The sequence below is a fragment of the Microbulbifer maximicatervae (SeqCode) genome, assembly GCF_052467695.1.
This window is the reverse complement of record NZ_CP174320.1, coordinates 903,276-928,108: the sequence shown is the minus strand read 5'-3', so window position 1 is coordinate 928,108 and position 24,833 is coordinate 903,276. Positions and strand designations below refer to the sequence as shown.

The window sequence follows — 24,833 nt, the reverse complement described above, 5'->3', positions numbered from 1 at the left end:
TTGGCACGAAACGAAAAATACGATTTAGCAGCCACCGGGTATTCGGTGGCTGCCATTCACCGCTAGCGCCCTTTCTTCATCAGGTTTTCGTATAGATCGATATAGGAGTCGACGATAACCTGTTTCGCATAAGTCGTTGCGTACTCCTCGGCCGCATTTTCGATCAGGCTTTGGCGCAATTCCGGCGACTCGATAACGGACTTCATGGCTTTGGCCAGTTCATCGGCATTATCGATAGGGGTAATCAGACCGGTTTTGCCATTGGTAATCACTTCTCCAGGGCCCTGAGAGTCTGTCGCTACTATAGGGCAGCGATGGGCCCAGGACTCCATCACAATAGAGCCCAGGCCCTCATGTCGAGAAGGGCACGCGAACATATCCGCAGTGCGCATCAGGGTGGTGACATCATTGCGCCAACCGAGGAAGCGAACCCGCTCTTCCAGGCCGAGTCGGTGGCACAGGGATTTCAACTTGCTCTCCTCAGGGCCACTACCTGCAAGCCACAGAGTGGCGTTGGGTACCTGGGTGAGTGAATGCAGGAGGGTGTCGAACCCTTTATTGATATGTAGGCGGCCTGCAGCCAGGATCAGGGGCCGGTCTTCCGGAGTATTGAAGCTATTTCTAGGCAGCGGATTAACTGGTGTCTCATCGGCAAAATTGGGGATATGGAAAATCTTATCCTTGGGGATGCCTCCGTCCCTTAAATGCTGGCAGATACCTTCACTGATGCCGATCCAATAATCTGCGTGACGGTAATACTTCAGGTTATAATAGTGCCCTAGGCGGCTTACCAATCGGTATTTTTCAGAGTTGGGGGTGATTGAAGTTGCACGTCCCATCCAAGTCATCACGATATCCGGTTGCCATTGGTTCAGGGCATCCCGGTATTTTTTTCGGCCGAGAAAATCCAGCTTGCCACCAAATTTAAAACCTTCGGTTTCAACATTGTTGCTACGCAGTGCCTGTACCCGGTGATCGTGGTTGCGAATAAACGCTTTTTCTGTAATTTCGCTGCGGGGATTTAATCCACTGACGAGACGCACAAAGAAATTCTCAGCACCACCGTGCTCAGCACCGGCGAGTATCTGTGCGACTCGAATTGGGTTATTACTCATAATCTATTGCATCTGATCGAATAGGGTGGGTGCAACACTACCTGAGTGTGCCATCCAGATTGATATCTTGAGCCCAAGCATAGTCGTGGCTAAAAGGCTGTAAGCTTGTGGCTTCGACAATGTACTGAGCGTAGAGCTTCGAGTTCATTTCATTGTGGAAAAACTCCCTGGCCCGTGCGGCCCAGGCGCGTCGCTTGGCATCGTCACCGTTAAATTCGCGGATTTTTTCTAATAGGTCCTGCTCATCGGAGAAATAAACGACGCTCTCAGCAGGCAACAAGTCGTCAAAATGTAATTTATCACTGGTGAACTGCAAAATACCGTTGCCCGCCAACTGCGCCATACGTGCTGAGGAATACCAGTAATGGGTATCCTGGCGATTGAAATTCAATCCCATTTTGGTTTGAGATAGAGCGTGGTCGTAGTCGCGGCCCCAAACGGGTGCCTCGCCGAAGCTGCCATAGGTTTTAAAGTTCAGCGAATCCCCCAAGGCATCTTTCAGGTTTTTAACCATTTGCAGACGCTTGGTGAAATTATTACTGTTACTGCAGAAAAGCAGGTCGATGGCTAAATCTGTGCGTTCAGCGTTATTGAGGTTTTCAATCGAGGGTTCAACCGGGTTCGGCATGTGGTAAACACGAGCACCAAAGCCCTCAAATATTTTCAGTTCTCTTCGCCCGGTGGATACAAAAACTGCATCGGCGACTTCCGCGCGGTATTTGATTCGCTCGACATTGCTGGGAACAAAGAGGGGATCATTATTGCAGTGAGCGATAAAGCAATTGGGCAGGCGTTGCTTAATGGCCTTCAGGGTGTCGTTAGTGATCATATCGCAGTGGCCTGCGATGATCAGGTCTGGCTCAAAGGCCTCGACAGTTTCCATCAAGCGTCGGTTCGCCTTTTTTACACCCAGGTCGCGAATACCAAAGGGTGCCTCAAATGCGGCGATATCGCGGTCGCTGAACACTTGGGTGTAGTGGTCATTTTTAATCAGGCCGAAGGTGAGCTTTTGTGCCCAGCTAACCCTTGTCTTGCCATAGCGCCGTAGCTGCTGATAGGCGATATTCAGCACTCTCATGTTGTGTACTCTCGAAATTCAACACGGAAACCCGGATAGCCTCTGCAGTCAGCGGCTGGTACGGTGGGCGCAGAGTATAACAGCTGGTACCCCGGTCTTGTCGCGGAAGCAGCGCAGCAAAACCGAAACCTAGGGAAAGACGAACCATGCCACAACATAACAGTCGAACTGATTTAAACCCGGAGTTCACCGCTGATTCGGTAGACATAATTTCCAGGGAAACCGTGTTTAAGGGATTTTTCACTATGGTGCGCCTGCGATTGCGCCACCGCTTGTTTCGCGGGGGTTGGAGCAATGAAATAGAGCGGGAACTGTTTCAGCGCGGTGAGGCTGTTGGAGTCCTACTTTACGATCCTGTCAGGGACTTGTTGGCACTAACCGAACAGTTCCGAACAGGTGCCCTGGGACGCCCAGCAGGGCCTTGGTGTCTTGAGGTGGTAGCCGGTATGGTGGAGAAAGGGGAGAGCCTGGAGGATGTAGCGCGCAGAGAGGTGTTGGAAGAGTCTGGATGCACTGTGGGCGACCTGCATTTTATCCACAGTTATATCCCCAGCCCAGGGGGCAGCTCGGAGCGGATACATCTGTATTGTGCCCTGGTAGATTTGGAGCAGGCCGAGGGCGTATTCGGCTTGGTTGAAGAAAATGAGGATATCCGTTTGCGGGTATTCCCGAGGCAGAACGTCGTAGATGCGATGCGGGGGAATTACGGCCCGGGAGAAAACCCGATAGACAATGCCACCACACTGATTTCGGTGCAGTGGCTAGAGTTAAATCGGAAGCAGTTTACTCATATGACGCCACCCTCCTGAGCGGTCACAGCTCTTTGCGCTACTTTACCCGCACAAAAGGTAAACTGAGATGTAAGTCACGGCGGCAAATGAATTGGAGTGTTGATAATGGCTCTAGTACGTGAGGTAGGTGCGCGCCAGCGCAGGCAGATGAAAATGTCGCCAAATGGCAACGGTAAAGCAGTATATCGCGTCGATTTACCGTCTTATCATGCCGACTGCGACGCTAACTACCTACGTCTACTGAGGCTGCTACCTGAGCTTTCAGAGAGAGAGCAATGGTGCTATCAAATCCCTGGTGGCAGCTTAAAGCTGAGAGTGGTAGCGAGATCCAGGTACACCACAGAAGTGTCACTGGACGCAGAGGTAAATCTCAGTGAAAGCCACTGGCTGGCATCTCCCAACCTGACCGCTCGTCTCTATCACGATGCGCGGATGGCAGAGGTGATAGCAGTTAATGGCTGTGGACCGGTAGGTGGTAAAGGAGTGGATATCGCTTACCCAAATTCCCGTATGCAGCGCGCAGATGAGAGGCCTCAGGCCAACCGTTTTCTCGGTGAGTGGCTTGAGTACTGTCTTGCAAATGGTCGCGCAGAATTTCAATTAGTGCTGGATGGCCGAAAAATTTAATTCTGCGGTAGAACACATGGATGTGATTACAAGGTGAGCAAGTGATTCGCGAGCACAATGAGCCTAGCAGGTCCGATAAGACCAATTCATATCGTCTGATCCAAATAACAGACCCACACATTGGCAGCCGGCCGGATTATCAACTACTGGGTTTGGATACCGGTCATACTTTGGATGAGGTACTGTCCGCAATCGTTTCCAGGCAGCAGGCAGCGCAGCTGCTGGTGGCGACAGGAGATATTAGCGCGAATGGGGCCGAGGCCTCTTACCGCCGGTTTCTTCAGAAAATGCGCAGGGTGCAGAAACCTTGGTATTGGCTACCGGGGAATCACGACTTAAGCTCTCGTATGAAACAGCTGGCCCCACAACGCTGTACAGAAGTGGTTGCCCTAGGAAATTGGCGCCTCTTGCTTCTCGATACCAGTGTTGAAAACCAGATATGTGGCGGTCTCAGCGAAGCTCAGCTTGAGCGTTTGCAGCTGCTGCTTTGGGAAACCCGGGAACACCCGGTAATGATCATGATGCACCACCAGCCGGTACAGGTGGGTAGTAAGTGGATTGATGGCCATATGCTGCGCGATGGACGTGAGCAACTCTTGCAAATGGTATCCAAAGCGCCCCAAGTCAAAGCGCTCGTGTGGGGCCATGTACACCAGCAGTTTGATAATCATGAGGGTCGGGTCGGCTTACATGCGACACCTTCCACATCTGTACAATTTACTCCGGGTAGTGGGCCTTTTGCTGTAGACGACGAGATGCCGGGATATCGTTGGTTCGATTTATATGATGACGGTAGCTATAAAACCGGGGTCGAACGGGTTGAGGTTTCAAAATACTCTGTCGATTTTGCATCTTCCGGCTACTGAGTCACTTCTCCTTGAGGTGTGCCTGCTTTTTTGAAGTCCCACTTTGTGGGATTTCTATCGTTTTATTTGAGAGTTTCTAGCTCGCCTTTATTTGTAAAGCCTCCCTTTACGAACTTACCATTATCTTTTTTGTCTTCTGACCGTACAATGAAATTTCCCCAGACTTATGATCATTGATGATATTTGTTTAATGGGGCATACCAGAATCAATAGTAGTATTTGACAGTTGATAAAATACGCTAATAGGTACTGGGGTTTTATTTGCGCTACTGCCCCTCATTTCATGCGTATTTTGCAGCTACTCCGTCCGCTAAGTGGATAACATCGGGAAGTGAGGAATAATAATGAACAGAATATTTGTTTTACCGCTCATTGGCTTGGCGTTATTAGTCGGTGCCTGTGCTCATGATCCCAGTAAGGTGGGGGACTCAAAGTTGGCTGAACAGGAGGATAGCCAAGGTTTGGTTCCCAGATCCAGCTCGCTGGATGAAGTTGCCGCAGCCTTTGCTTTTGATATGAGCGGCTCCAAAGTGTTTATTGCCCCTGTGCAAATTGACTACACCAAGCGTTTTTCTTCGTTGCCGCGCACCCGCTACAGAGAGAAAGATTACGAGCTGGATGATAGGGACCTACAGCAGATGAATGCACTGTTGGTCAAAACGTTTGCCGAGAAGTTTCTCGAACCGCGTAACAGCGTGGTAGCAGAGGAGCAGGAAGAGGCAGATTACACATTGTCCTTATCCCTGGAGAAATTTTCGGTAGCTGCGCCACTGGACCCCTCTCCCTGGACCTGGCGCGTCTACACCGAGCAGAGTGCCTATGGGGTACTGGTTGGAACTCTTTATGATCGAGAGGGCAATGCAGTGATGCGCTTCCGGGATCGCCGCGATATCGGTGAGAACTTTGGTGCCTATGGCCCGGGTGGGCGCATGGAGCGCTTTACCAGTGTTACTTTCTGGTCTGATATGCGTGTAGATATGGGGCGGGCCTTTGCCAGTTTGAATCGCACATTGCTGTGATTCCCACACGGTTTGAGGCTTCTGGTTACATAGCGCCCCCGATTGACGATATGGGCGCTATAATCACCGCCTATGCAAACTAATGATCTTCAGGGAAGGCCGGTGCTGATATATCTGCACGGCTTCCTTTCATCACCACAGTCCTTCAAATGCCAGTTGATGCGAGAACGGCTCCAGGCCCAATACCCGCATGTTACCTTCTGTGCACCGCAGATTCCTCCCTATACAGAGGAGGCGCAGAAATCTTTGGTGGCTCTTGTGGAGGATCTCCTTCGGCAGTCCGATAGGGGGCCCATTGGACTGGTAGGGAGTTCTATGGGGGGATTTTGGTGCACTTACCTTGGTGAGCGCTTCCGATTGCCCGCTGTACTGATAAATCCCGCAGTGCGCCCCGCGCGCTTTATTCCAGCCTATGTGGGGAAGGTTTTAAAACCCTATAGCGGTGAAGAAGAGGAATTCCGTCTTACCCAGGTTGATGTAGATGCCATGCAGCGGGTACAGGCTGAATTGGAGAAGCCGTTACAGAGTCGCTACTGGTTACTCGCCCAGCGCGGGGATGAAGTTCTGGATTATCGCGATGCGCAGGATTTCTACCAAGGGCAACGCCAGACCATTGAAGACGGTGGCGATCATAGTTTTCAGGAGTTCGCACGCTATTGCGACCCTATCACCGAATTTCTATTTAACGAGCAGTAATCAATAAGAATTATGGCTAATTATTCCGCCGAAGATATTGAGGTACTCACGGGACTAGATCCGGTGCGTAAGCGCCCCGGGATGTATACCGATACCGCACGCCCAAATCACCTGGCTCAGGAGGTAATCGACAACAGTGTCGACGAAGCCCTGGCCGGACATGCCAAGAAAATTGAAGTGGTGTTACACAAGGACCACTCGCTTTCTGTCAGCGACAACGGCCGCGGTATGCCTGTCGATATTCACCCTGAGCAGGGACGGCCTGGTGTAGAGGTTATCCTCTCCACTTTGCACGCCGGCGGTAAGTTTTCCAATGATAATTACCAATTCTCCGGTGGCCTTCACGGCGTCGGTGTTTCGGTGGTTAACGCCCTCTCAAAAGTTCTGGAGGTTACTATCCAGCGAGATGGCAAGGTTCATCGCATTGGCTTTAAGGATGGTGAAAAGGCCTCAGATCTGGAAGTAGTAGGTGAGTGCGGCAAGCGCACAACAGGCACCAGTGTTCGCTTCTTACCAGATCCCCAATATTTTGATTCCGCCAAATTTTCAGTGGTGCGCCTAAGACACCTTCTGCGTGCCAAGGCGGTGCTCTGCCCGGGTCTCACGGTTACGTTTATCAATGAGCAGGATGGCGAGTCCGATGAGTGGTATTACGAAGATGGCCTCAAGGACTATTTGGCCGCTGCAAATCAGGGTTGGGAAGTACTGCCAGCAGAGCCATTTGTAGGCAGTTTTGCAGCTACTACTGAGGCGGCAGACTGGGCGGTTCAATGGTTGCCAGAGGGTGGAGAGGTCACCGCTGAGTCCTACGTAAACTTGATTCCCACCGCTCAGGGCGGTACCCATGTCAACGGTTTGCGGGCTGGCCTGCTGGAAGCAATGCGCGAATATTGTGAAATTCGCAATCTGCTACCGCGCGGAATTAAATTGGGACCAGAAGATATTTGGAGCCAGTGTTCTTACGTTCTCTCTGCCAAGCTGGCTGACCCTCAATTCTCTGGCCAGACAAAAGAAAGACTTTCCTCTCGTGAAGCGACCGCATTTATTTCCGGTGTCGCCAAAGATGCATTCAGCTTGTGGCTGAACCAGCATACGGAAGAGGGCGATAAACTGGCGGAACTGTGTATTGGCAATGCACAGAAGCGCATGCGCTCCGCGAAAAAAGTTGCACGTAAAAAAGTTACTCAGGGACCGGCCTTACCTGGCAAACTGGCAGACTGCTCCAGTGGCGATACCACGCGCTCTGAACTCTTCCTGGTAGAGGGAGATTCAGCCGGTGGCTCTGCCAAGCAGGCGCGAGACCGAGAGTTCCAAGCTATCATGCCCTTGCGCGGTAAAATCCTGAATACGTGGGAAGTTGACTCAGGGGAAATTCTTGCTAGCCAGGAGGTGCATGATATTGCTGTAGCTCTCGGGGTGGACCCGGGCAGCGATAACCTGGAAGGCTTGCGTTACAACAAGATCTGTATCCTCGCCGATGCCGACTCAGACGGGCTGCATATTGCTACGCTGTTATGCGCGCTTTTCTTACGTCATTTCCGTCCGTTGGTTACTAACGGTCATGTCTATGTGGCCATGCCCCCACTGTTCCGAATTGATATCGGTAAAGACGTATATTATGCGTTGGATGAATCTGAGAAACAGGGCATCCTTGATCGTATCAGTGCAGAAAAGAAAAAGGGCAAGATTCAGGTAACCCGATTTAAGGGATTGGGAGAAATGAATCCTATGCAATTGCGTGAAACTACGATGGATCCCAATACCCGACGTCTCGTACAGCTTTACATAGATTCAGGAGATGACAGTAATCAACTACTAGATATGCTCCTGGCTAAAAAGCGTGCCGGAGACCGCAAGCAGTGGCTGGAAAGTAAAGGGAATCTGGCTGAAGTAGGTTAAATTCTAATTAATCTCAGATCTATTTTTCTTAGGTTGCCTTAGTTTACTAGGGCAACAATTTAAAGCTCTATGGAAGGTATTTTGTGAATTTAAGCCATTTATTTATCTTATTTGTTTTTTTAGTTTCTCCTTTAACCGGATTGGCCAAAGACATTCAGTCTTTGTTAAATCAGGAAGTAGATAACTTTATAGCTGAATTAAAAGGTGAAGATAACTTAGCTTTAACCAAAGCTGCTAATCGTATTACAGGATCTGGATTAAGTGATGAACGTTTATTTGATGTGGCTGAACAGCTTCTCCTGGAAAAACACCAGGCGAATATGACAGTTGCTCAACGTGATGAACAAGTGATTAGTGAAATCGTTAATTTGTTACGTACACTTTCGTCATCTGGGAATACAAAATATTCCCCCACTATCAATAAGATAATGCGCGAAAGTGGTAATCGTGCGATTAGAAATCGAGCGAAGCATGTGCTGACCAAGTTTAGTTTTTATCAAAAGCGCAATGCATTGATGCAGAATATGGAAGGCCATGTAGCCACTAATAGCTTGCATACTACACGGTTATTAAATTTGCTCAATAGTAACGATATGATTATGCAGCGATTTGCCGCTGAGGAAGTTGTCCGTGACGGAACTGCTGAAGTTGCAATTCAGGAGTGGTTTTACCAGGCGGTAGAGAAGGATGTTCGACAGCCTATAGATAAACTGCATATCGATACACTCGCTTGGTACTGCAAAGCACTAGGTACGGTTAATAAAAGTGAGTACAAGGAATTTCTGAACTCTATCGCTAATGATAGAAATGTACACAGAAAAATCAGAAGACACGTTAAGAAAATTCTCGGCTAGGTAGCTATAACTGAGCGAAATGCCTTTTTCATTTCGCTCACAACTCATCTTTCACCCTCCTCTCCTGTTTTCTGTTGGCATAGAAATATGTTTAACACATATGGCCGCGATTTTCTTTAGGTTGATATACGTCATCTCTTCCTTCTCGGTTTAATCTTGGCGGGTGCATTCACTTACTAATTTAAAATTTCTGAAATTTAATTGCAGAGGAATTGTTTTTGCTTTTATCTAAAGGTTATGTCGTTGGCTGATTGTATATAGGGTATTCAGGCGTGCAAGTATTTGTTTCTGCTTGGTGAGATCTATTAGATGACAATAATATTAGAGTTATGGATACGTTAACCTTCTTCTTGTTTTCTTAGGTCGTCAGTCTTCCAGATGCCTAGAAATAGGAAATGAACGTTACAGGGTAGGTGATTATATAATTTTGGTAATAGAACGTTATCTGTTGGTAAATCTGTAAAATATAAGAGTTGGCACTAAAAGTTATGCAAATTACCGTCTTGTTCGAAGGAGTAGAGCCGGATTATGGTATGGGATACATTAAGTGCTGTTGGCGAGCTTGTTGGAGCCTTCGCGGTTGTCGCATCCTTGGTCTATCTTGCTGCTTTAATAAGAGTTCAGAATAAAGAATCCAAGATTGCTTCTATGCATGAGATATCTATTGCTCATCGAGAAGCTGTAGCAGCAATTTGTGAAGGTCCAATGGCAGATGTTTTTGCGAGTGCGATGAAGGATTTCGATTCGTTATCTAGTGCTGACACCTTGAGAGTCATTGGTTTTGTATATCGTTTTTTTAAGATCTGGGAAGAAGCTTATTTCCAATACAAGGCAAACAGACTCGATTTTACTATTTGGGACTCAATGACTCGTCAATATACAGCATACTTATCAATGGCACCTTTTAAAAGGATATGGGAGTTGCGCTCTGAATATGTAGCTCCCGAGTTCCGTGATTATGTTAATTCAAGAAAACCAGTAGATTTGGTTTTACCAAATTCAATTAGTAATAGGGGTGATTCTAAAGGTTAATCTTAAATCATGCCTTAATAGGGCTGTGATTTATCTAGATGTTGTAAAAGGAATCGTCATATTAAATTTGGCCACTGGTCGCACTACATTCAACAAGATCAATAATGATCAAGTTGTGAAAGAGGTATTTTCTCTCTCCGAGTACCAATATTAGGTTGTATAACCGATAGTCAGGCAAAATATATAATGAATGAATATTGTGAGGTCATGGGAGTTAGTAAATCCAGGATGAAGCCGTGAATTCGAAAATTACATACAGGGCGAGCTGGAAGAGTAGTTGAGTATCCAATAGTTTGAGCTCCAAATAAATATTGGAATACTCACAGGTTTTTGTTACAAGAAATTACTACTACACCTTTTTAAACTGCTTTCATGCATAAAAGGTATGAGATACGATAAAAATAATACTCTATTATCCAAATGGCTAGAAGCCCAAATTTCTTATTTTTGATGCGCGAAAATTTTTAAGCTGCCATCTCTTTATTGATTTATTTTGTGTAATTATATGGGCTATCTAGCTTCAAATTGCTAAAAAGCTATCCATATTTTGGCTTGCTAAGAGGTTTTGAGTCACACTTCTTTATGAAAACGTACCCTCAAGTTCGGACAGATATCTAGCCATTAAAGACTTTTAGTTGGACCTATTGCTCTAATTCGGAGGGTAATAATATATTTATTAAAAAAAGTTCACTCTGTCAGTTGAATCTTGTAGGCTGCTTAAAAGTATCAGTGTGTTTAGATGGTCGTTTCATTATAAGTGCCTTATACAGTCTCGGATGTAATGTGAAGAGTGATAGTTTATAGGTTAAATTAATAAATTATGTTTATAGACATTACTATTGGTTTCGTATTGGTCGGTTGTTCCATTTGGTGTGCAGGATAATTGGCGCAAACCCAATGATAAAAGATAAATAGTGTAGACGTTTATTAGAGTTTTACACTTTGTTTAGTAGTTATTACTGCCGGCTGCTGAGCAAATAAAATATATATAATAATGTCTACTCGTCTGCTTTATATGTTTTTTTATGCTGGTTATTTCAGTCTTAAAGTTCATATTAGCTATTGTGAGTTCAAGAAGTGAATTTCTAAGTCTTAACTGGAAAATTAATAAAGCAGTCTTAGCCCTTAATCCTGTCAAGGCTTTAAAAGAGAATTAAACCTAAATCTATGAAAGGGGTTGTTTATTTACGAATATATTCGAAGTTTATTCTAATTTTACCTCTCGCAGTGGTTCTTGTTGGAGATATTTTAGTGCTAAGGCGATGCGAGAATAGTCTGTATTTTCGTGTTGACAATAAAAATTATATCTAATTAAGAGCTAAGGATAAGAGAGTTTTGAAAAATTATACGATGACCTATAAGGAAAGCATATAGTGAAATTTAATATTAACCTAGCAATCTTGATGTTCAGTGTATATCTTTCAGGTTGTAATGGATCTTCGAGTGGGGGAGATGATCCAGACACAGGTGGCGAGCTTACAGCTGCTACCATGGCGGTCCATTATGAGAAACCTAAAACGCTAACCTTTCGATGGAGCGATGTTTCTGGGGCAACTTATTATCAGTTATTTGAAAATGCTGATGGGCACTCTGGGTTTGAACCAGGGCTGTCCCATATAAATCGGTGTAAAAACGAACAAAATAGACCTAGAATAGCTATCTTTTTTGATAAATAGAGTGTTTTTCAGACAAAATGGATAGCGTAAGCCTTTTACATCACTTTGACGACATGGAAGATCCTCGAGTTGATCGGCACAAGCTGCACGCCCTGCCCGATATTTTACTTATCATGTTTTGCGGTGTTATTTGTGGTGCTGAAAGCTGTAGAGATTTTGTCGATTTCGCAGAATCTAAAATAGATTACCTAAAACGATTCACCCCGCTAAATAGCGGAATACCCTCAAAAAACACTTTTAGCCGTGTTATTTCAAGCTTAGACCCCGAACAATTTAAGCGCTGCTTTCTGCAGTGGGTCCAAGGTATTCAGCAAGAACTCGGTAACGTAATTGCGATCGATGGCAAGGCGCTAAGGCGCAGCTTCGATCAGGCCAGCAAGCGATCTCCTATACATATGGTGAGTGCTTTTGCGTCCGAGGCGCGACTTGTCCTTGCTCAGCAAAAAGTAGAAGAAAAGTCGAATGAGATTACGGCCATACCGAAGTTACTGGAGGTTCTTGATCTTAATGGTGCGATTATTACGCTTGACGCCATGGGCTGCCAGAAAACGATCACCCAGAAAATTATCGAACGAGGCGGCGATTATGTGATTGCTGTGAAGGGCAATCAGGACAAACTGCACCAGCAAATTACCACGCATTTTAATAATTTGTTCGATATGCAGTACCACAAGGATGTCGATACTGATTGTGTGGAAGAGGTGAGCCGAGGCCGAATAGAATCCAGAAAATGTCTCTCTACTAACAGTATTGATTGGCTCGGAGGTAAAGAGCAATGGCACGGTCTAAGAAGTGTTATCGCAGTCCAGGCGAAGCGAACTGTAGATGGGCGAACTAGTTGCGAAACGCGCTACTATATCAGTAGTTTAGAGCCGTGCTCAGCAGAACTTAATCATATTATTCGCTCTCACTGGGGTGTTGAAAACTCGTTACACTGGATTTTAGATGTGGTTTTTCGTGAGGATGATAGTCGCTTCAGATCAGGAAATGCACCAGAAAACATGGCGATCTTGAGGCATTCGGCACTCAATCAGTTGCAAGCGGCAAAGCCCAGCTTTAAAAAAGACATGAGCATTAAAAGGCTTCGGAAAAAGGCTGGCTGGGATAATGAAACCTTGGACAAGATAATTACAGCCACCATTTAGACTGATTTATATGGGACAGCCCTGGGGTTTGAACCTATTGGAAACCCCATTGCGCCAAAAGAAGAGCACATTGAATTAGTGGTGCCTTTATTCAAAAAGATTAATGCCCAATACTTATTGCAAACCTGCGATGATCAGAGATGTATCGATTCTGATGCAGTAGCGATTGATCAGGATGTGATAGGCAGTATCGGTTATTTTAAACCCAGTAATACGGATGCTGACGATCAGTTTGGTTGGAATCTAGCAATTAGCGATGATGGCAACCTGCTTGCAGTAGGTGCTCCTCTCGAAGATAGCGGTGGTGACCAAGAGGATAACCTGACACCTGATTCAGGTGCAGTTTATATTTTTAGTCGGGAAGATGGCGAATGGACACAGCAAGCCTATCTTAAGTCTCCAGACCCTCAAGAAGCTGCAGAGTTTGGAACTGTATTGAGTCTTAGTGATGATGGTTATACGCTTGCAGTAGGGGCATTCAAGGAGAACGGGGAAAATGATAATTTTTCTGCGGGCGCTGTTCATATTTTTTCCCGAAGTAATGAAGGTTGGGTCCATAGCGCCCGACTTCAAGCAGACAATCAAGGAAATAATGACCTATTTGGCTATGCCCTTAGCCTTAGTGGGAATGGTTCTACTTTAGCAGTAACCGCACCCAGTGAAGATGGTGGTCTTGATGGCGATTCTATTGAAGATTCTGGAGCGGTATATGTGTTCCGTAATGAGGAGGGAAGTTGGTCACAGTATGCCTACATTAAGGCTACTGATAGTTCTGAGGGGTTAGGTTTTGGTTCTTCGATAAGCATTGATGATGCCGGGGCTTCATTCGCAGTTGGGGCTTATGCTGACAATGCAGAGGCAGGTTCCGTTTATCTATACCAGTTGGATGGTGAATCTTGGGTAGAAGATAGCAAGATATGGGCTAGTAATACATATGTTGGTGATTGGTTTGGATTTGCACTTAATTTAAGTGGTAATGGGAAAACTCTAGCTGTAGGTGCCCCATATCAAGATGGGTCTAATGAAAATCAGGATGATCGAAATGTAGCTTCTAGTGGCGCTGTCTACATTTTTTCTCGAAAAGAAAACGCTTGGCAGCAAACAGCCTATTTGAAAGCTTCCAATACTCATGCATTTTCTAACTTTGGAGAGGCGGTAAAGCTGAGTGATGATGGCAGTTTTATCGCCGTGGGAGCATGGGGAGAGAAAAGCTATAGCAAAGGATTGTTCGGAGATAGTACAGACGAATCTTCAACTAGAGCAGGAGCAGTTTATACCTATATATTTAATGGCGTAGACTGGTCTAGTGAAGCTTATATTAAGGCGAGCAACACAGACTCGGGAGACCATTTTGGTGGCTCTGTTGCGCTAAGTGGAGATGGAGCTAGTTTAGCAGTAGGGGCGAACGGTGAGGATGGAACGGATAGCGGTTTGTTCGCAAACCCTGAGAGCAATGAAGCTGAAAATGCAGGAGCGGTCTATATTTATTAATTGGGCTGTATAATTTGTATTTACGTATAAAGTTAGTTGTTTGAGTTTAAATGGTATTGTTATCATTAATCTAGACCGATCGGAATACGTACAATGTAAATTTTAGAGATCTTTATTCTAAGTATAGATTTTAGGCTGCTCAGGTAAATCAAAAGATTTTCCTAGAGCAGCAATATATCTAGAGTTTTTGCTAAAGCTTAGCTGGATAGTGAAAGAAAAGGATATCTTTAAAATTTATAACTCTCTTTAAGTCTGAGCTTGTAATCAAGCTCAGCTAGTGAAATGTGAGTTTGGTTCTAAACTTTAATCACATACTTATATCTAGTTCAATTCTTTAATGCATAAGTATTTGTTCGCTTTTTTTTGAGTAGATGGCGCGAAGTACTTTTTTGCTAATCTGAGGCAGTCCTTCTATCGATATTGGGGAGGCAGCAAAATGTGTGGGCTACTAGCTGTATTTTCAAATACCGTTGCATACAATCGGGAACAGATTTATCAAGCATTACAGACCCTTTCCCATCGAGGGCCTGATGGTGAAGGGTTCTGGTCATCAGGAGATGGACGGGCCTGGCTGGCTCATAAGCGCCTCAGTATTATTGACTTGGAAGGTGGTCAGCAGCCACTCTTGAGTGATGATGGAGAGGTAGTCTGCATTGTTAATGGTGAATTTTATAATTATTTAGAGATAAAGGATGATTTGATAAGGCGGAACTATCGTTTTCTTACACAATCGGATAGTGAAATACTTATCGGCCTATATCAAGAGTTTGGTGTTTATTGCCTGGAATATCTACGAGGGGAATTTTCTTTCGTACTTTACGATAAAAGAAAAAACTTAATATTTTCTGCTCGGGATAGGTTTGGAATAAAACCTCTATTTTATTATTGGGCAGATGGATGCTTGTGTTTTGCATCAGAAGTTAAGGCTTTCAAAGCGCTTGGCTTGCCGATAGATTGGAATCCACATACTTTTTGGCAAGAAATTAGCTTCTTGCATGCTCCAGCCTCTAGTTTGTTTAACAATATTCATGAGCTTCCTCCTGGTCATTATGGTTTGGCCTATTTGGATGATCTACAATTTTCGGCTCATCTTTATTGGAATTTACACTTCCCCACTATTGCGGAACAAGGAAGTAGTGTTTTCGATGAGAAAGAGGTTATTAGTGAGGTGCGCGAGCGCTTCTCTGAATCGATTAAGTTAAGGCTCAAAGCTGATGTACCTGTTGCCTGCTATTTGAGTGGTGGTATAGATGCCTCTTCCGTGCTTGGTATAGCGCAAGGTATGGTGGATAAGCCGATCGATGCATTCACCTTATCTTTTGATCATCCGGCCTATGATGAGTCCTCTAACGCAAAATCCATGACTGATTACTTGGGAAGTAATTATCACCCTGTTGAAATTGGTTGTGACACACTGATCTCTTGCTTTGAGGATACTGCTTATACCGGCGAAAAAATGTTCTTTAACGGTAACGCTATCACTAAATATGTTCTAAGCCGAGTTGTTCGAGAGCACGGTTATAAAGTGGTTATTACTGGGGATGGAGCAGATGAGGTATTTTCTGGTTACGGTTGGTTCAGGCAAGATTTTATCGAAAATTATTTAGATACAATTCCAAAAAAAGAAAAGCAAGCTATCTTGCAGAAATTGCAGTCTGGTGATCCTGTTTCCGAAGGCGTTTTTATGGCCTCTACAAGAATGCATCAGTCACAGGTGGTGAAGTCAGCCCTTGGCTTCTTTCCAAACTGGATGCAGAGCTTTATGGATATGGGCACAAAGATATTCCCATTGTTTTGTGAGGATTATGCCAAGTATATACAGCACTTACAGCCCGCAGAAACCCTGTTGCAACACTTGGGAGGTGCCTTTTCAGTTAAGAACAGGTCTATTTTATCAAAAAGTCTATATACCTTTACCAAGTCTATGCTGCCCCACTATGTTCTTACAATGATGGGGGATAGAACAGAAATGGCTCACTCTATCGAAGGGCGCCTACCGTTTCTGGATCATCACCTGGTTGAGTATGTCTCAGTATTGCCGGATAAATACAAGATTCGCGGGTTAACGGAGAAATATATACTCAGAGAAGCCATGAAGCCTGTATTAATAGAGCAAGTATACAAGAAGCAAAAACAGCCTCTTTGGACTCCGCCACTTACAGATAAGAAAAACAGGAAACTTCATGAATATATGAAGGATATTGTTCATAGCCGTGCAACTTTGGATATGCCGTTTTTGGATCATAAGAAGGCAATTAGATTTTTAGAGAAGAGTGATAGCTTATTGCAAGCCGATCAGAATGTTGTTGATGCTGTAAAATACCTTATCGTGAGTGGTATTTTGTTGCACAAGCGATTGGTTATGTCTTAGGATTTAATTTTATACTTCAGATGGTTTTGATGGTTTACTCTGGATATTTAAATAAAAGCTAAAATAACAATTCTTTAGCAGGATTTGCAGTGCAGGAATTTATCTAAATTGAGCCCGAATAAAATACTTCTATCCGGGCGTTTTGGTATTCTAGTTTCTCCCAGCAATTACCCCGCCATCAATGTCCCAAATGGCTCCAGTTACCCAACTTGCTTTGTCGCTTAAAAGAAAATCTACGACATCAGCGATGTCCTGGGGAGTACCAACTCTGCCAATAGGGTGAAAGCTATCGAAGGAGGCAAGTGCTTGGTCTATTTCCCCCGGATCGATAAAAGATTCATAAATAGGCGTCTTAACCACCGCAGGGGATACTGCATTAACACGAATATTGTGATCGGCCAGTTCCATCGCCATATGTTGGGTGAGCGAATGTAAACCGGCTTTGGCCATTGAATAGGCTGAGGAGGGTGTCGCCTTTACGGATTGCTTGGCCCACATGGAGCCAATATTCACTACACTGCCTCCGCCGTTGTCTACCATGTTTCTTGTTACGGCCTGGCTAATAAAGAAGGTGGCACGGTTGAGGTCGAGATAAGTGTCGTAGTCTTCCTGGGTATGTTCAAGAAATGCAGTAGGATTAAAATATCCAGCGGCGTTTACCAGGTATTTAAAATGATGATTACTGGATTTTATGTATTCGATAATATTGCTGATATCAGCCTGTTGATAGAGGTCTGCCTGAAGTGCTTCTGCAGAGCCCATCTGAGTTAATTCGTTGTGGGCTCTTTCAAGTTTGTTGAGATTATTGCCAATAATAACTGTGTGGATTCCCTGTTTCACCAGCAGGTTTGCAATGGCGAGTCCCATACCACTGGAACCACCAACGATTAAGGCAACTTCTTTTTGTTCAGCAGAATCTGGTCTTTTAGTGGAGTCACTCATATTATTTCCTCACTGAGATATGCTCATTACGTGAGTGGAGTTTAGAAAAGAATCGGATAGGTTGAAAAGTAAGCACAAAATGGTGCACTAGTTACTTTTTGGTAAGTATTGATGAAATCAGAGAAAAACATGCTCACGCGAAAGCGCCCGCCCAAGAGAAGTTCCAGAATGGTTGAGACTATCTATGGCTGTAAATGGTCCCTTACTGTCTATCAGCTTCTGGCTAGAGGGGTAAATCGACCGGGGGAGATGGTTCGCAGCGTTGAGGGTTTGACTACCAAGGTCCTGAATGAATGTTTACGAAGAAATATGGAGTTCGGGATACTGGAGCGGATTAGCTATGCAGAGATTCCTCCTCGGGTGGAATATAACGTTACAGAATTTGGACAGAAATTCCTGAGAATTCTGGACGACTTGGAAAAGCTACAAGAGGAAATTGACAGCTCAGAATTACCTGAAAGTAAATAACTTTATCCCACCAATACCTTCGAGTTACACTAAGTGTCTAAATGATATTTGTCTATCCTTATGAATGAAAAAGACTACATAGCTCGCTATGAGAAGCGTAATTTTGACGCTCCTTTAGTTACTGTGGATGCAGTTCTATTTACCTATCACGAAGGGCTACTCAAGGTGCTCTTGGTGCAGCGCTCTGCTCACCCAGAGAAAGGGAAGTGGGCTTTGCCTGGAGGATTTGTCTCTGAAACCGAAGATAATAGTCTGGAGGCGACAGCTAACCGAAAGCTAAAAGAAAAGACATCAGTTATACCGCCCTATTTAGAGCAGCTTTATACTTTTGGAGGGCCCAGCAGGGATAAACGGGGGTGGTCGGTAACGGTTGCCTATACTGCCTTGATTGCCCACCAATGCTGTGCAAGTGCAATCGATACTGTGTCGAGTGTGGCCTGGTTGCCTTACTCTCAGATATCTCAATTATCTCTGGCTTTTGATCATCAGGAAATTATTAGTCGTGCCCATGAGCGTTTGGTTCAAAAAGCGCTCTATACTATTGTGCCTGCATTTGCATTACCGGAAACTTTTACCTTGCCGGAGTTGCAGCAAGTACATGAGGCAATAATTGGGAAACCAATACAGAAAAAATCATTTCGCAGGCGAATTGAGCAGGCAAATCTGTTAGTGGATACTGGTGAAAAACGTTCCGAAAAAGGTCGGCCTGCAGTGCTTTATCGTTTGAGTGAAAGCTCCGCTGATCATAAATTTATAAGAAATTTAGAGCTTTAACTGAAAAATAGTTTAGCTTCTTAAGATAAAAAATTATTAACTAATTTTTTATCTAGCTCAATCAAGTATTGGTATCCATAAGTACTATTTTCCAGGCCAGAGAGTAAACTGAAAGGAAGTTCCAAATCGTACTCTCTGGTAAGTGCTGCAAGCCCGCAGGCAATTGCGGCGACACTATCAGTATCACCACCAAAATCTATACAGGTCTTCAATAGTCCAAGGAAGTCTCGATTACTTTGTAGTGCTATATTTACCGCAGCCAAGGTTTCTAAGGCATCACAGTTGACCTTGCCAGACCAGCTTCCTATTAATTTTAGGTTGAGCTTTTTCTCAATAAGCTTGGGCAACTCAATTAGAGTTGATTTTTGGTAGATTAATAGATGTGCCATTAGGGCAACTGCTTGAGCAGATAAGATCCCCTCTTCGGTATTGTGCGTAACGCTAGCTTGGCATTTAGCCACTGTTAGTAGTTGATCAATATCGGGAATAAGCCCAAGGGGTACTGAGCGCATTGCAGCACCGTTACGTTTGCTGTGAGGCCTTATCTTGCGAGTTAAATCCTTTCCAGTTTCACAGCTATCGAGAAGGCTTTGAAAGCCTGATGCATATCCAAGGCGAGGATCACGCTTATAAGTGTGGATAAAAGCTTGTGCAAAGTCCAACTCTTGGGGATTCGAATTCTCAAGAAGGAGCTCAGCAATAGCCAAGCTCATCTGAGTATCGTCGGTATAACAACCGGGTTTGATGCCAAGGGGATGAGAGATATACCCGTTAGCATGATTGTTATTGTTAATAATCTCACGGCTACAAAACTCAAATCCGGCTCCGTAGGCATCTCCAACTGCAATTTCCAATAACATCAAAGCCCCCTAAAAGATTACCGATTAGTTAATATTAACTGGCAACAGCCAATATATCTCTACCCTCAACAATAACTGCCCGCCCTCGAATAGTATCCAGGTCTTGTTCTATGAGTAATTTCCCGTTGCGGTATACGGTTTTTAGCAGATTATTACGGCCGCCAATATCTTGCTCACGAATAGTGTAGGGCGTTCCGTCGGTACGATTTATTAATGCCAAGCGCCCTCTCTTGGAGCGCTTACCGCTATCGGTGGCGGGATCTTTGTAAACATCCCGCCATAGGCCATCGACTCGAACCGCACTGGCTTTCATGGCGAACCTCATGGTATCCCGGTTAACTTTTTGTAAAAGCTCACCTCCCATACCGAAGCTAATATTTTCAGCGCTCTGTTTTCTGGCCTTCATTGCGCTGAGGATGCCCTCAATGGTGTGTAGAGAAATCCCGTCACCCTGGATCACCCGAATAAAGTCAGGAAGTACTCGGAAACCTTTACTATTAATGGTCGCTCCGAATATTCTCATCAAGCGCTCAATAGTCTGAGTGACTATATCAACGGGATCGCCGCTATCCGGGCGAATTACCAGGGTGCCGCCATTATTTTCTACCCTCTCTTTTAATTCACCGCCCCAGATATTCTCGATTGTACTCCAAAGATCGTAGCTGTCACTCACTACGGCGACCAGACAATTGTCACCGCTGAATTGCGTCAGCATATTTTCATAGGCTTTGGCTTCCTGCTCGCGTCCCCAACTGGTCATGGTGCTGTGCTCTGCAGCGGGTATTGAAAATCCGGCCATTGGGGCTGCGTAGTAGCGGCGGCCGGCGAGTACGGCGGCAATGGTGTCTGTGCCTTGGAAATTTACCAGGTGGGCCAGGCCCCCAATCGCAGCTGTCTCTTCGCTGCTAGCACCGCGTGCGCCAAAGTCATGTAGCTTGAAGGGCAGTGAGTCGAGGCCCTCAGCAGTTTCCAGTAAATATCGTTGAATGACCTTTTTGGCTTCCCGGCTTTGGGTGGCAACTGTGGTGGGGTACCAAATTGCGCGCAGCAGGGCGGTTTCGATATAGCTGGTTAGCCAGAAGCACTTGGGGTCTGTATTGACTACTTGGACTAAGACATTCCTAGTCGGGATAACGCTGCCCTCGGGAACTGCTTGAATCTCAATGGGCAGGTAACCCTGATGCTCCTGGAGAATGTATTCCCATCCCTCGCGATTAAATGGCAGGCCATGGGCCAGACAGAGCTCCTCTGCCTCTTCGATGTGCTCTGCGTTGATCGGGGTAGTCAGGTACTGCTTGATAAATGCCTGTAGGCCAAAGAAAACAGCCTCTTTGAACTGGCCGCCCCGGCTCTCGATATAGCTGCTGACATACTGGGTTCCCTCTGGGTACTGAAGGTAGTGGCTGGTTTTATAGCTGTCGACATTCAGGATTGGGTTGTACTGGTTCATCGCGGAAATCCTCCGTGAGTAGTTGTTAGCACCGGTCTCTCCAGTGCGGGCCTTGCCAATTATTGTCCAAAGGACACTAACTAAGTTAATAGTGTCTTTTCGATACTAAGCTGTCAAGTATTGGCGTGTTTTTTTGGGTATTGGTGGAGGTAATGCGAGTTGTTGAATGTGCAAGAGGCGGCAATTGGCCACCTCTTATAAGCTTTAGGCACCGCCAATCAGGGATTGAATGATGTAATAGTGGTCTTCAAATAGCTGCTGAGGGTCCAGATCAGCGAGGGGAACCCAGCGGGCATGGCGAGCGTCGTCACCGCCCTTTACCTTGGGAAGCTGTTGGCTGGGAGCCAGTTCTATGTAATAGGCGTGCGTGATGGTCCTTCCACGGGCCGAGCGATAGGGTTCATCGAATACATCCTGCCGGCGTATAGATCCTTTCAACACTGGTGTCGGGACTTTAAGGCGTGTTTCCTCTCGCAATTCTCGCAGGCAAGCATCGATCAGTCGCTCACCGGGGTCGACAAAACCACCGGGCAGCGCCCATAAACCCCGCCCGGGAAAAGCTCGTCGCTCTATCAGCAGGATATGGCCAGATTGGACCACTACAGCATCGACAGTAACGTGAGTTGGCGGATAGGGAGCGGTGGCCCAGGAGGATCTGTAGCGCTGGATAAATGCCATTTCTTCGCGCATCTCGCCGTAGGCTGGATTGGTCTCCACAAACTCTCTTAAAGCGCCAACAGTGCCCTCTGGCAATTGCATTTCCTGACTGAGTGAATTCAACAAGCTATCGGCGCTGTCGGTAAATAGTGCCTCCCTAAAGGGGGTTGCACTGATTTCGTTGTGATTCTCCACCCCAAGGGATTCCCACTGGGGGAAGAGGTTGAGGTAAAAACCGCTCTGGTCTTTCTGGTGCCCGATTAATGCAATTTGAGGTGGCTTGTGGGGAATGGTGTGATGAGCGGTCACTATGCCGTTAACGGAGTTTTGTACATTGCGTACCCACAGCTCATCGTTATAGGGCACATCCATTAAAGGTAGGCAGGTCAGGCGCTTGTTGTCACTCTCGCTTAAGCTTTTCCTGATAAATTGTTCCCGCTCGCGATGAGTCCAGGGGTTGCGAGGGTTGCGGGGCTGGTTGGCGGAGCCAATCAGGATAATCAGGTGCTGGGCCTGAGCTAATCCGCACTGGACTACTTTTAGATGTCCGGAATGAAATGGCTGGAATCGACCGATGAAAACGGCAAAATCGTAGTGCTGGGCCATAGCAGCAAGCTCCTTGCTGTGAATAAACCCCGGTCTCTCCAGGGCTTGAATAATAGGTCTTGAAATATTATGTGTCCAATAGACACTAATGGCAAGTGGGCTTAAATTCAATTTTTAGTGGTTTATCGAAGAGGTGGGGTTATATTCCAGTGTTCGAGCCGATTTACTTTTTTCGAGTGTGTGAGTAGAACTGATGTGCCGCTGGTTGTTGTTCATTTCCTTATTGAGTTTGGAAGCCTTTGCGCAGGAAATAGAACCATTTACTACTGATGGTTGTAGCGCATTTCCCGATGGAACTTTTGATCAACAGGAGTTGTGGCTCGACTGCTGTATTGCCCATGATTATGCCTACTGGAAAGGGGGCACATACGATGAACGCGAGCAGGCGGATAAAGATCTTGAAGTCTGTGTAGCTGGAACCGGGGAAGAAGAAGTTGCACTAATGATGTTACTTGGAGTTCGGGTTGGCGGTACGCCTTTTTTACCCACCCCATTTCGCTGGGGGTATGGCTGGCCCTATTTGCGTGGCTACAAGGCTTTGTCACCGGTGGAATTACAGGCAATAAAAAAATCAGAAGGTGAACTTTGACGATAATCAGGAAAAGCTAGTCACAGAGACAAATTGTTCGCGTTTATTTGAGGTACTTTATTCAATAGGACTAACAGTTAAAGCCTGTAAATAAATATCTGCAAAACCCTCCTTGAGCCACTGCATCAAATTGCGCACCCGTAATAATTGGTGGCGTAGGGGCGGGCATACCATCGAGAGCTCGGTAGACTCAGACCAGCCGGGCAGAATTTCAACCAGGCGTCCACTGGCAATATCTGCCTGGACATAGATATCTGCTAGCCGGGTAATTCCAAGTCCCTCAATTGCAGCGCGATGCATTACCCTTCCGCTAATCAATTTAGTGCTGTTTTCAACTTGCACAACCTGTTGATTCTTACCTCGTGTTAGCAGCCATTGATCCACACTGCCGGAAATTAGCGGTACAGATGCTAGGTCAGCAGGTTTTTCTATAGGTCCATATTCCTGAAGGAACTTTGGGCTGGCTACGTATCGGGTTTTGATAGTGTGAAGTTTACGCACGATTAGAGAGGAGTCCGGCAAACTGCCCATACGAATAACCAAATCGTACTGGTCTTGAATCAAATCTACTCGGGTACTGGAAAAGTCCAGATGAACTCTAACTCCTGGATTGGCCTGCTGAAACTTGATCACCAGCGGAGCAATTAAGCTCTCCCCGATAACGCCACCAACAGCGTTTATGCGGATGTTTCCCTCCAGTCCCCCCTTTGATTCACTGGCCCAATCGGCGGCTGAATCCAACTGCTGCATCGCTTGCTTGCAACGCAAATAGTAACCCTCACCAATCTCGGTAAGACGCAGTTGTCTTGTCGTGCGGTAGAGAAGCTGTATATCCAGGGTTGTTTCCAGCTCAGTGACCAGTTGGCTCAAATTGGCCTTGGAAAAGCCGCTGTCCCGCGCTGCAGCGGTGAAGCTTCCGGCATCGGCCACCTGAATAAATGCACGAATAGCGCGCCATGAGATATTGTTCATAAAAACCAAACAATGTTTTCTAATTGGTTGGGCTAATCATATTAGTCGGAATTCCTATACTGGGTCTACTTAAACAAAACTATCCGCCGGGATAACTCATTGAAGGAGAGAGAGCCCATGTCCAAACCACTCGTTGTTATTACTGGAGCCAGTTCAGGTATTGGTGCTGCCATTGCCCAACATATGTCTGCTGCCGGGCACCCACTATTATTGTTGGCAAGGCGTGTGGACAAACTGGAAGCTTTAAATCTGCCAAATACTCTTTGCAGGAAAGTGGATGTGACTGATATGGCAGCCTTGCGCGAGGCAATTCGTGAGGCTGAGACTCAGTTCGGCCCGGTTGACTGTCTGATTAACAATGCTGGCAAAATGTTACTGGGCAATATTGAAACCCAGAACCCCGATGAGTGGCGGCAAATGTTTGATGTGAATGTATTGGCCTTGCTTAACGGTATGCAGGCGGTTTTGGATGATATGAAAACTCGTCATTCCGGGACCATTATCAATATCAGTTCTATTGCTGGAGTAAAAACATTTATCAATCATGCTGCGTACTGTGGTACCAAGTATGCTGTCTCTGCTATTGGTGAAACCGTGCGTGAGGAAGTGGCACCTACCGGAGTACGTGTAATGACCATATGCCCTGGCGCGGTGGAAACAGAGCTGCTAAGCCACACTACCTCAGCAGAAATTATTGAGGCCTATCAACAATGGAAAGAATCCATTGGTGGTGCAATTAATGCAGAGGATATTGCTCGTACAGCAATGTTCATGTACTCCCAGCCCCAGCATGTAAATATTCGCGAGGTTCAAATTGCAGCAACAGGGCAGGGACAGTAATCCTGATTTTGTACC

23 protein-coding genes are annotated in these 24,833 nt (G+C 45.7%); 16 read left to right on the top strand and 7 right to left on the bottom strand.

The genetic code is table 11. From position 1 onward, the window contains the following. Positions 1–62 precede the first annotated feature (62 nt). Entirely contained in the window at positions 63–1,115 is a 1,053-nt protein-coding gene (locus ACJJI8_RS03890; protein ID WP_444934339.1) for a glycosyltransferase, read from the bottom strand. 37 nt (positions 1,116–1,152) lie between these two features. Beyond that, positions 1,153–2,193: a glycosyltransferase family protein gene (locus tag ACJJI8_RS03885; RefSeq protein WP_444892190.1), complete on the bottom strand. Its 1,041-nt coding sequence runs from the start codon at positions 2,191–2,193 to the stop codon at positions 1,153–1,155. A gap of 146 nt (positions 2,194–2,339) precedes the next feature. Here ACJJI8_RS03885 and ACJJI8_RS03880 point away from each other — a divergent pair, with 146 nt between their 5' ends. From ACJJI8_RS03880 to asnB, 12 genes are all read left to right on the top strand, one after another. Next, entirely contained in the window at positions 2,340–3,002 is a 663-nt protein-coding gene (locus ACJJI8_RS03880; RefSeq protein WP_444934338.1) for an NUDIX domain-containing protein, read from the top strand. Positions 3,003–3,089: 87 nt separating this feature from the next. Continuing rightward, positions 3,090–3,611, top strand: coding sequence for a DUF1249 domain-containing protein (locus ACJJI8_RS03875; protein ID WP_413663544.1), 522 nt, complete (start codon positions 3,090–3,092; stop codon positions 3,609–3,611). A gap of 41 nt (positions 3,612–3,652) precedes the next feature. Then, the gene (gene cpdA / locus ACJJI8_RS03870) at positions 3,653–4,477 is read left to right on the top strand and encodes a 3',5'-cyclic-AMP phosphodiesterase (protein WP_444892187.1); all 825 of its coding nucleotides are present in this window, start codon (positions 3,653–3,655) and stop codon (positions 4,475–4,477) included. A gap of 344 nt (positions 4,478–4,821) precedes the next feature. Next, a complete protein-coding gene (locus ACJJI8_RS03865) occupies positions 4,822–5,496 on the top strand; it encodes a hypothetical protein (RefSeq protein ID WP_444934337.1) in 675 nt (224 codons plus the stop codon). Positions 5,497–5,598: 102 nt separating this feature from the next. Beyond that, a complete protein-coding gene (locus ACJJI8_RS03860; protein WP_413663541.1) occupies positions 5,599–6,192 on the top strand; it encodes a YqiA/YcfP family alpha/beta fold hydrolase in 594 nt (197 codons plus the stop codon). Between the two features lie 12 nt (positions 6,193–6,204). Next, positions 6,205–8,091 carry a DNA topoisomerase IV subunit B gene (parE, locus tag ACJJI8_RS03855; protein WP_282931020.1) on the top strand — a complete coding sequence of 629 codons (1,887 nt, stop codon included), beginning with the start codon at positions 6,205–6,207 and terminating at the stop codon, positions 8,089–8,091. Between the two features lie 83 nt (positions 8,092–8,174). Beyond that, positions 8,175–8,945, top strand: coding sequence for a hypothetical protein (locus ACJJI8_RS03850; RefSeq protein WP_444934336.1), 771 nt, complete (start codon positions 8,175–8,177; stop codon positions 8,943–8,945). A gap of 528 nt (positions 8,946–9,473) precedes the next feature. Next, entirely contained in the window at positions 9,474–9,977 is a 504-nt protein-coding gene (locus tag ACJJI8_RS03845) for a hypothetical protein (protein WP_444934335.1), read from the top strand. A 1,373-nt stretch (positions 9,978–11,350) separates the two neighbouring features. Then, complete coding sequence (locus ACJJI8_RS03840; protein ID WP_444934334.1) at positions 11,351–11,653, top strand: hypothetical protein; 303 nt, start codon at positions 11,351–11,353, stop codon at positions 11,651–11,653. Positions 11,654–11,670: 17 nt separating this feature from the next. Continuing rightward, positions 11,671–12,798, top strand: coding sequence for an ISAs1 family transposase (locus ACJJI8_RS03835; RefSeq protein ID WP_444932648.1), 1,128 nt, complete (start codon positions 11,671–11,673; stop codon positions 12,796–12,798). Positions 12,799–12,879: 81 nt separating this feature from the next. Beyond that, positions 12,880–14,289, top strand: a complete 1,410-nt coding sequence (locus tag ACJJI8_RS03830; RefSeq protein WP_444934333.1) for a hypothetical protein — start codon at positions 12,880–12,882, stop codon at positions 14,287–14,289. A gap of 436 nt (positions 14,290–14,725) precedes the next feature. Continuing rightward, positions 14,726–16,660: an asparagine synthase (glutamine-hydrolyzing) gene (gene asnB, locus ACJJI8_RS03825; protein ID WP_444934332.1), complete on the top strand. Its 1,935-nt coding sequence runs from the start codon at positions 14,726–14,728 to the stop codon at positions 16,658–16,660. 150 nt (positions 16,661–16,810) lie between these two features. Here asnB and ACJJI8_RS03820 read toward each other — a convergent pair whose 3' ends face one another. Beyond that, a complete protein-coding gene (locus ACJJI8_RS03820) occupies positions 16,811–17,602 on the bottom strand; it encodes an SDR family NAD(P)-dependent oxidoreductase (protein ID WP_444934331.1) in 792 nt (263 codons plus the stop codon). 111 nt (positions 17,603–17,713) lie between these two features. Here ACJJI8_RS03820 and ACJJI8_RS03815 point away from each other — a divergent pair, with 111 nt between their 5' ends. Together ACJJI8_RS03815 and ACJJI8_RS03810 are read left to right on the top strand one after the other, a co-directional pair. After that, positions 17,714–18,070 (top strand): winged helix-turn-helix transcriptional regulator, encoded by a 357-nt coding sequence (locus ACJJI8_RS03815; protein ID WP_444934330.1) that lies wholly within the window; start codon positions 17,714–17,716, stop codon positions 18,068–18,070. Between the two features lie 60 nt (positions 18,071–18,130). Then, positions 18,131–18,844, top strand: coding sequence for an NUDIX hydrolase (locus tag ACJJI8_RS03810; RefSeq protein WP_444934329.1), 714 nt, complete (start codon positions 18,131–18,133; stop codon positions 18,842–18,844). Between the two features lie 20 nt (positions 18,845–18,864). Here the strand turns inward: ACJJI8_RS03810 and ACJJI8_RS03805 are convergent, their stop codons facing one another. From ACJJI8_RS03805 to ACJJI8_RS03795, 3 genes are all read right to left on the bottom strand, one after another. Further along, positions 18,865–19,704: an ADP-ribosylglycohydrolase family protein gene (locus ACJJI8_RS03805; RefSeq protein ID WP_444934328.1), complete on the bottom strand. Its 840-nt coding sequence runs from the start codon at positions 19,702–19,704 to the stop codon at positions 18,865–18,867. Positions 19,705–19,738: 34 nt separating this feature from the next. After that, positions 19,739–21,154, bottom strand: coding sequence for a nicotinate phosphoribosyltransferase (locus ACJJI8_RS03800; RefSeq protein WP_444934327.1), 1,416 nt, complete (start codon positions 21,152–21,154; stop codon positions 19,739–19,741). 204 nt (positions 21,155–21,358) lie between these two features. Next, positions 21,359–22,528: a bifunctional nicotinamide-nucleotide adenylyltransferase/Nudix hydroxylase gene (locus tag ACJJI8_RS03795; protein WP_444934326.1), complete on the bottom strand. Its 1,170-nt coding sequence runs from the start codon at positions 22,526–22,528 to the stop codon at positions 21,359–21,361. 82 nt (positions 22,529–22,610) lie between these two features. On the opposite strand from ACJJI8_RS03795, the gene ACJJI8_RS03790 reads away from it, so the two are divergent. Then, complete coding sequence (locus ACJJI8_RS03790; protein WP_108734714.1) at positions 22,611–23,006, top strand: hypothetical protein; 396 nt, start codon at positions 22,611–22,613, stop codon at positions 23,004–23,006. A gap of 57 nt (positions 23,007–23,063) precedes the next feature. Here the strand turns inward: ACJJI8_RS03790 and ACJJI8_RS03785 are convergent, their stop codons facing one another. Further along, positions 23,064–23,978 carry a LysR family transcriptional regulator gene (locus ACJJI8_RS03785; protein WP_444934325.1) on the bottom strand — a complete coding sequence of 305 codons (915 nt, stop codon included), beginning with the start codon at positions 23,976–23,978 and terminating at the stop codon, positions 23,064–23,066. Positions 23,979–24,095: 117 nt separating this feature from the next. Here ACJJI8_RS03785 and ACJJI8_RS03780 point away from each other — a divergent pair, with 117 nt between their 5' ends. Next, positions 24,096–24,818, top strand: coding sequence for an SDR family oxidoreductase (locus ACJJI8_RS03780; protein WP_444934324.1), 723 nt, complete (start codon positions 24,096–24,098; stop codon positions 24,816–24,818). The last annotated feature ends 15 nt before the right edge of the window (positions 24,819–24,833 follow it).

Bases quoted from the DNA above. Each gene is read 5' to 3' on its own strand.
- asnB (WP_444934332.1), top strand. From the start codon at position 14,726: ATGTGTGGGCTACTAGCTGTATTTTCAAATACCGTTGCATACAATCGG.
- ACJJI8_RS03890 (WP_444934339.1), bottom strand. From the start codon at position 1,115: ATGAGTAATAACCCAATTCGAGTCGCACAGATACTCGCCGGTGCTGAG.
- parE (WP_282931020.1), top strand. From the start codon at position 6,205: ATGGCTAATTATTCCGCCGAAGATATTGAGGTACTCACGGGACTAGAT.
- ACJJI8_RS03865 (WP_444934337.1), top strand. From the start codon at position 4,822: ATGAACAGAATATTTGTTTTACCGCTCATTGGCTTGGCGTTATTAGTC.
- ACJJI8_RS03800 (WP_444934327.1), bottom strand. From the start codon at position 21,154: ATGAACCAGTACAACCCAATCCTGAATGTCGACAGCTATAAAACCAGC.
- ACJJI8_RS03845 (WP_444934335.1), top strand. From the start codon at position 9,474: ATGGTATGGGATACATTAAGTGCTGTTGGCGAGCTTGTTGGAGCCTTC.
- ACJJI8_RS03785 (WP_444934325.1), bottom strand. From the start codon at position 23,978: ATGAACAATATCTCATGGCGCGCTATTCGTGCATTTATTCAGGTGGCC.
- ACJJI8_RS03805 (WP_444934328.1), bottom strand. From the start codon at position 19,704: ATGTTATTGGAAATTGCAGTTGGAGATGCCTACGGAGCCGGATTTGAG.
- ACJJI8_RS03885 (WP_444892190.1), bottom strand. From the start codon at position 2,193: ATGAGAGTGCTGAATATCGCCTATCAGCAGCTACGGCGCTATGGCAAG.
- ACJJI8_RS03780 (WP_444934324.1), top strand. From the start codon at position 24,096: ATGTCCAAACCACTCGTTGTTATTACTGGAGCCAGTTCAGGTATTGGT.
- ACJJI8_RS03875 (WP_413663544.1), top strand. From the start codon at position 3,090: ATGGCTCTAGTACGTGAGGTAGGTGCGCGCCAGCGCAGGCAGATGAAA.
- ACJJI8_RS03820 (WP_444934331.1), bottom strand. From the start codon at position 17,602: ATGAGTGACTCCACTAAAAGACCAGATTCTGCTGAACAAAAAGAAGTT.
- ACJJI8_RS03810 (WP_444934329.1), top strand. From the start codon at position 18,131: ATGAATGAAAAAGACTACATAGCTCGCTATGAGAAGCGTAATTTTGAC.
- ACJJI8_RS03815 (WP_444934330.1), top strand. From the start codon at position 17,714: ATGAAATCAGAGAAAAACATGCTCACGCGAAAGCGCCCGCCCAAGAGA.
- ACJJI8_RS03880 (WP_444934338.1), top strand. From the start codon at position 2,340: ATGCCACAACATAACAGTCGAACTGATTTAAACCCGGAGTTCACCGCT.
- ACJJI8_RS03790 (WP_108734714.1), top strand. From the start codon at position 22,611: ATGTGCCGCTGGTTGTTGTTCATTTCCTTATTGAGTTTGGAAGCCTTT.
- ACJJI8_RS03835 (WP_444932648.1), top strand. From the start codon at position 11,671: ATGGATAGCGTAAGCCTTTTACATCACTTTGACGACATGGAAGATCCT.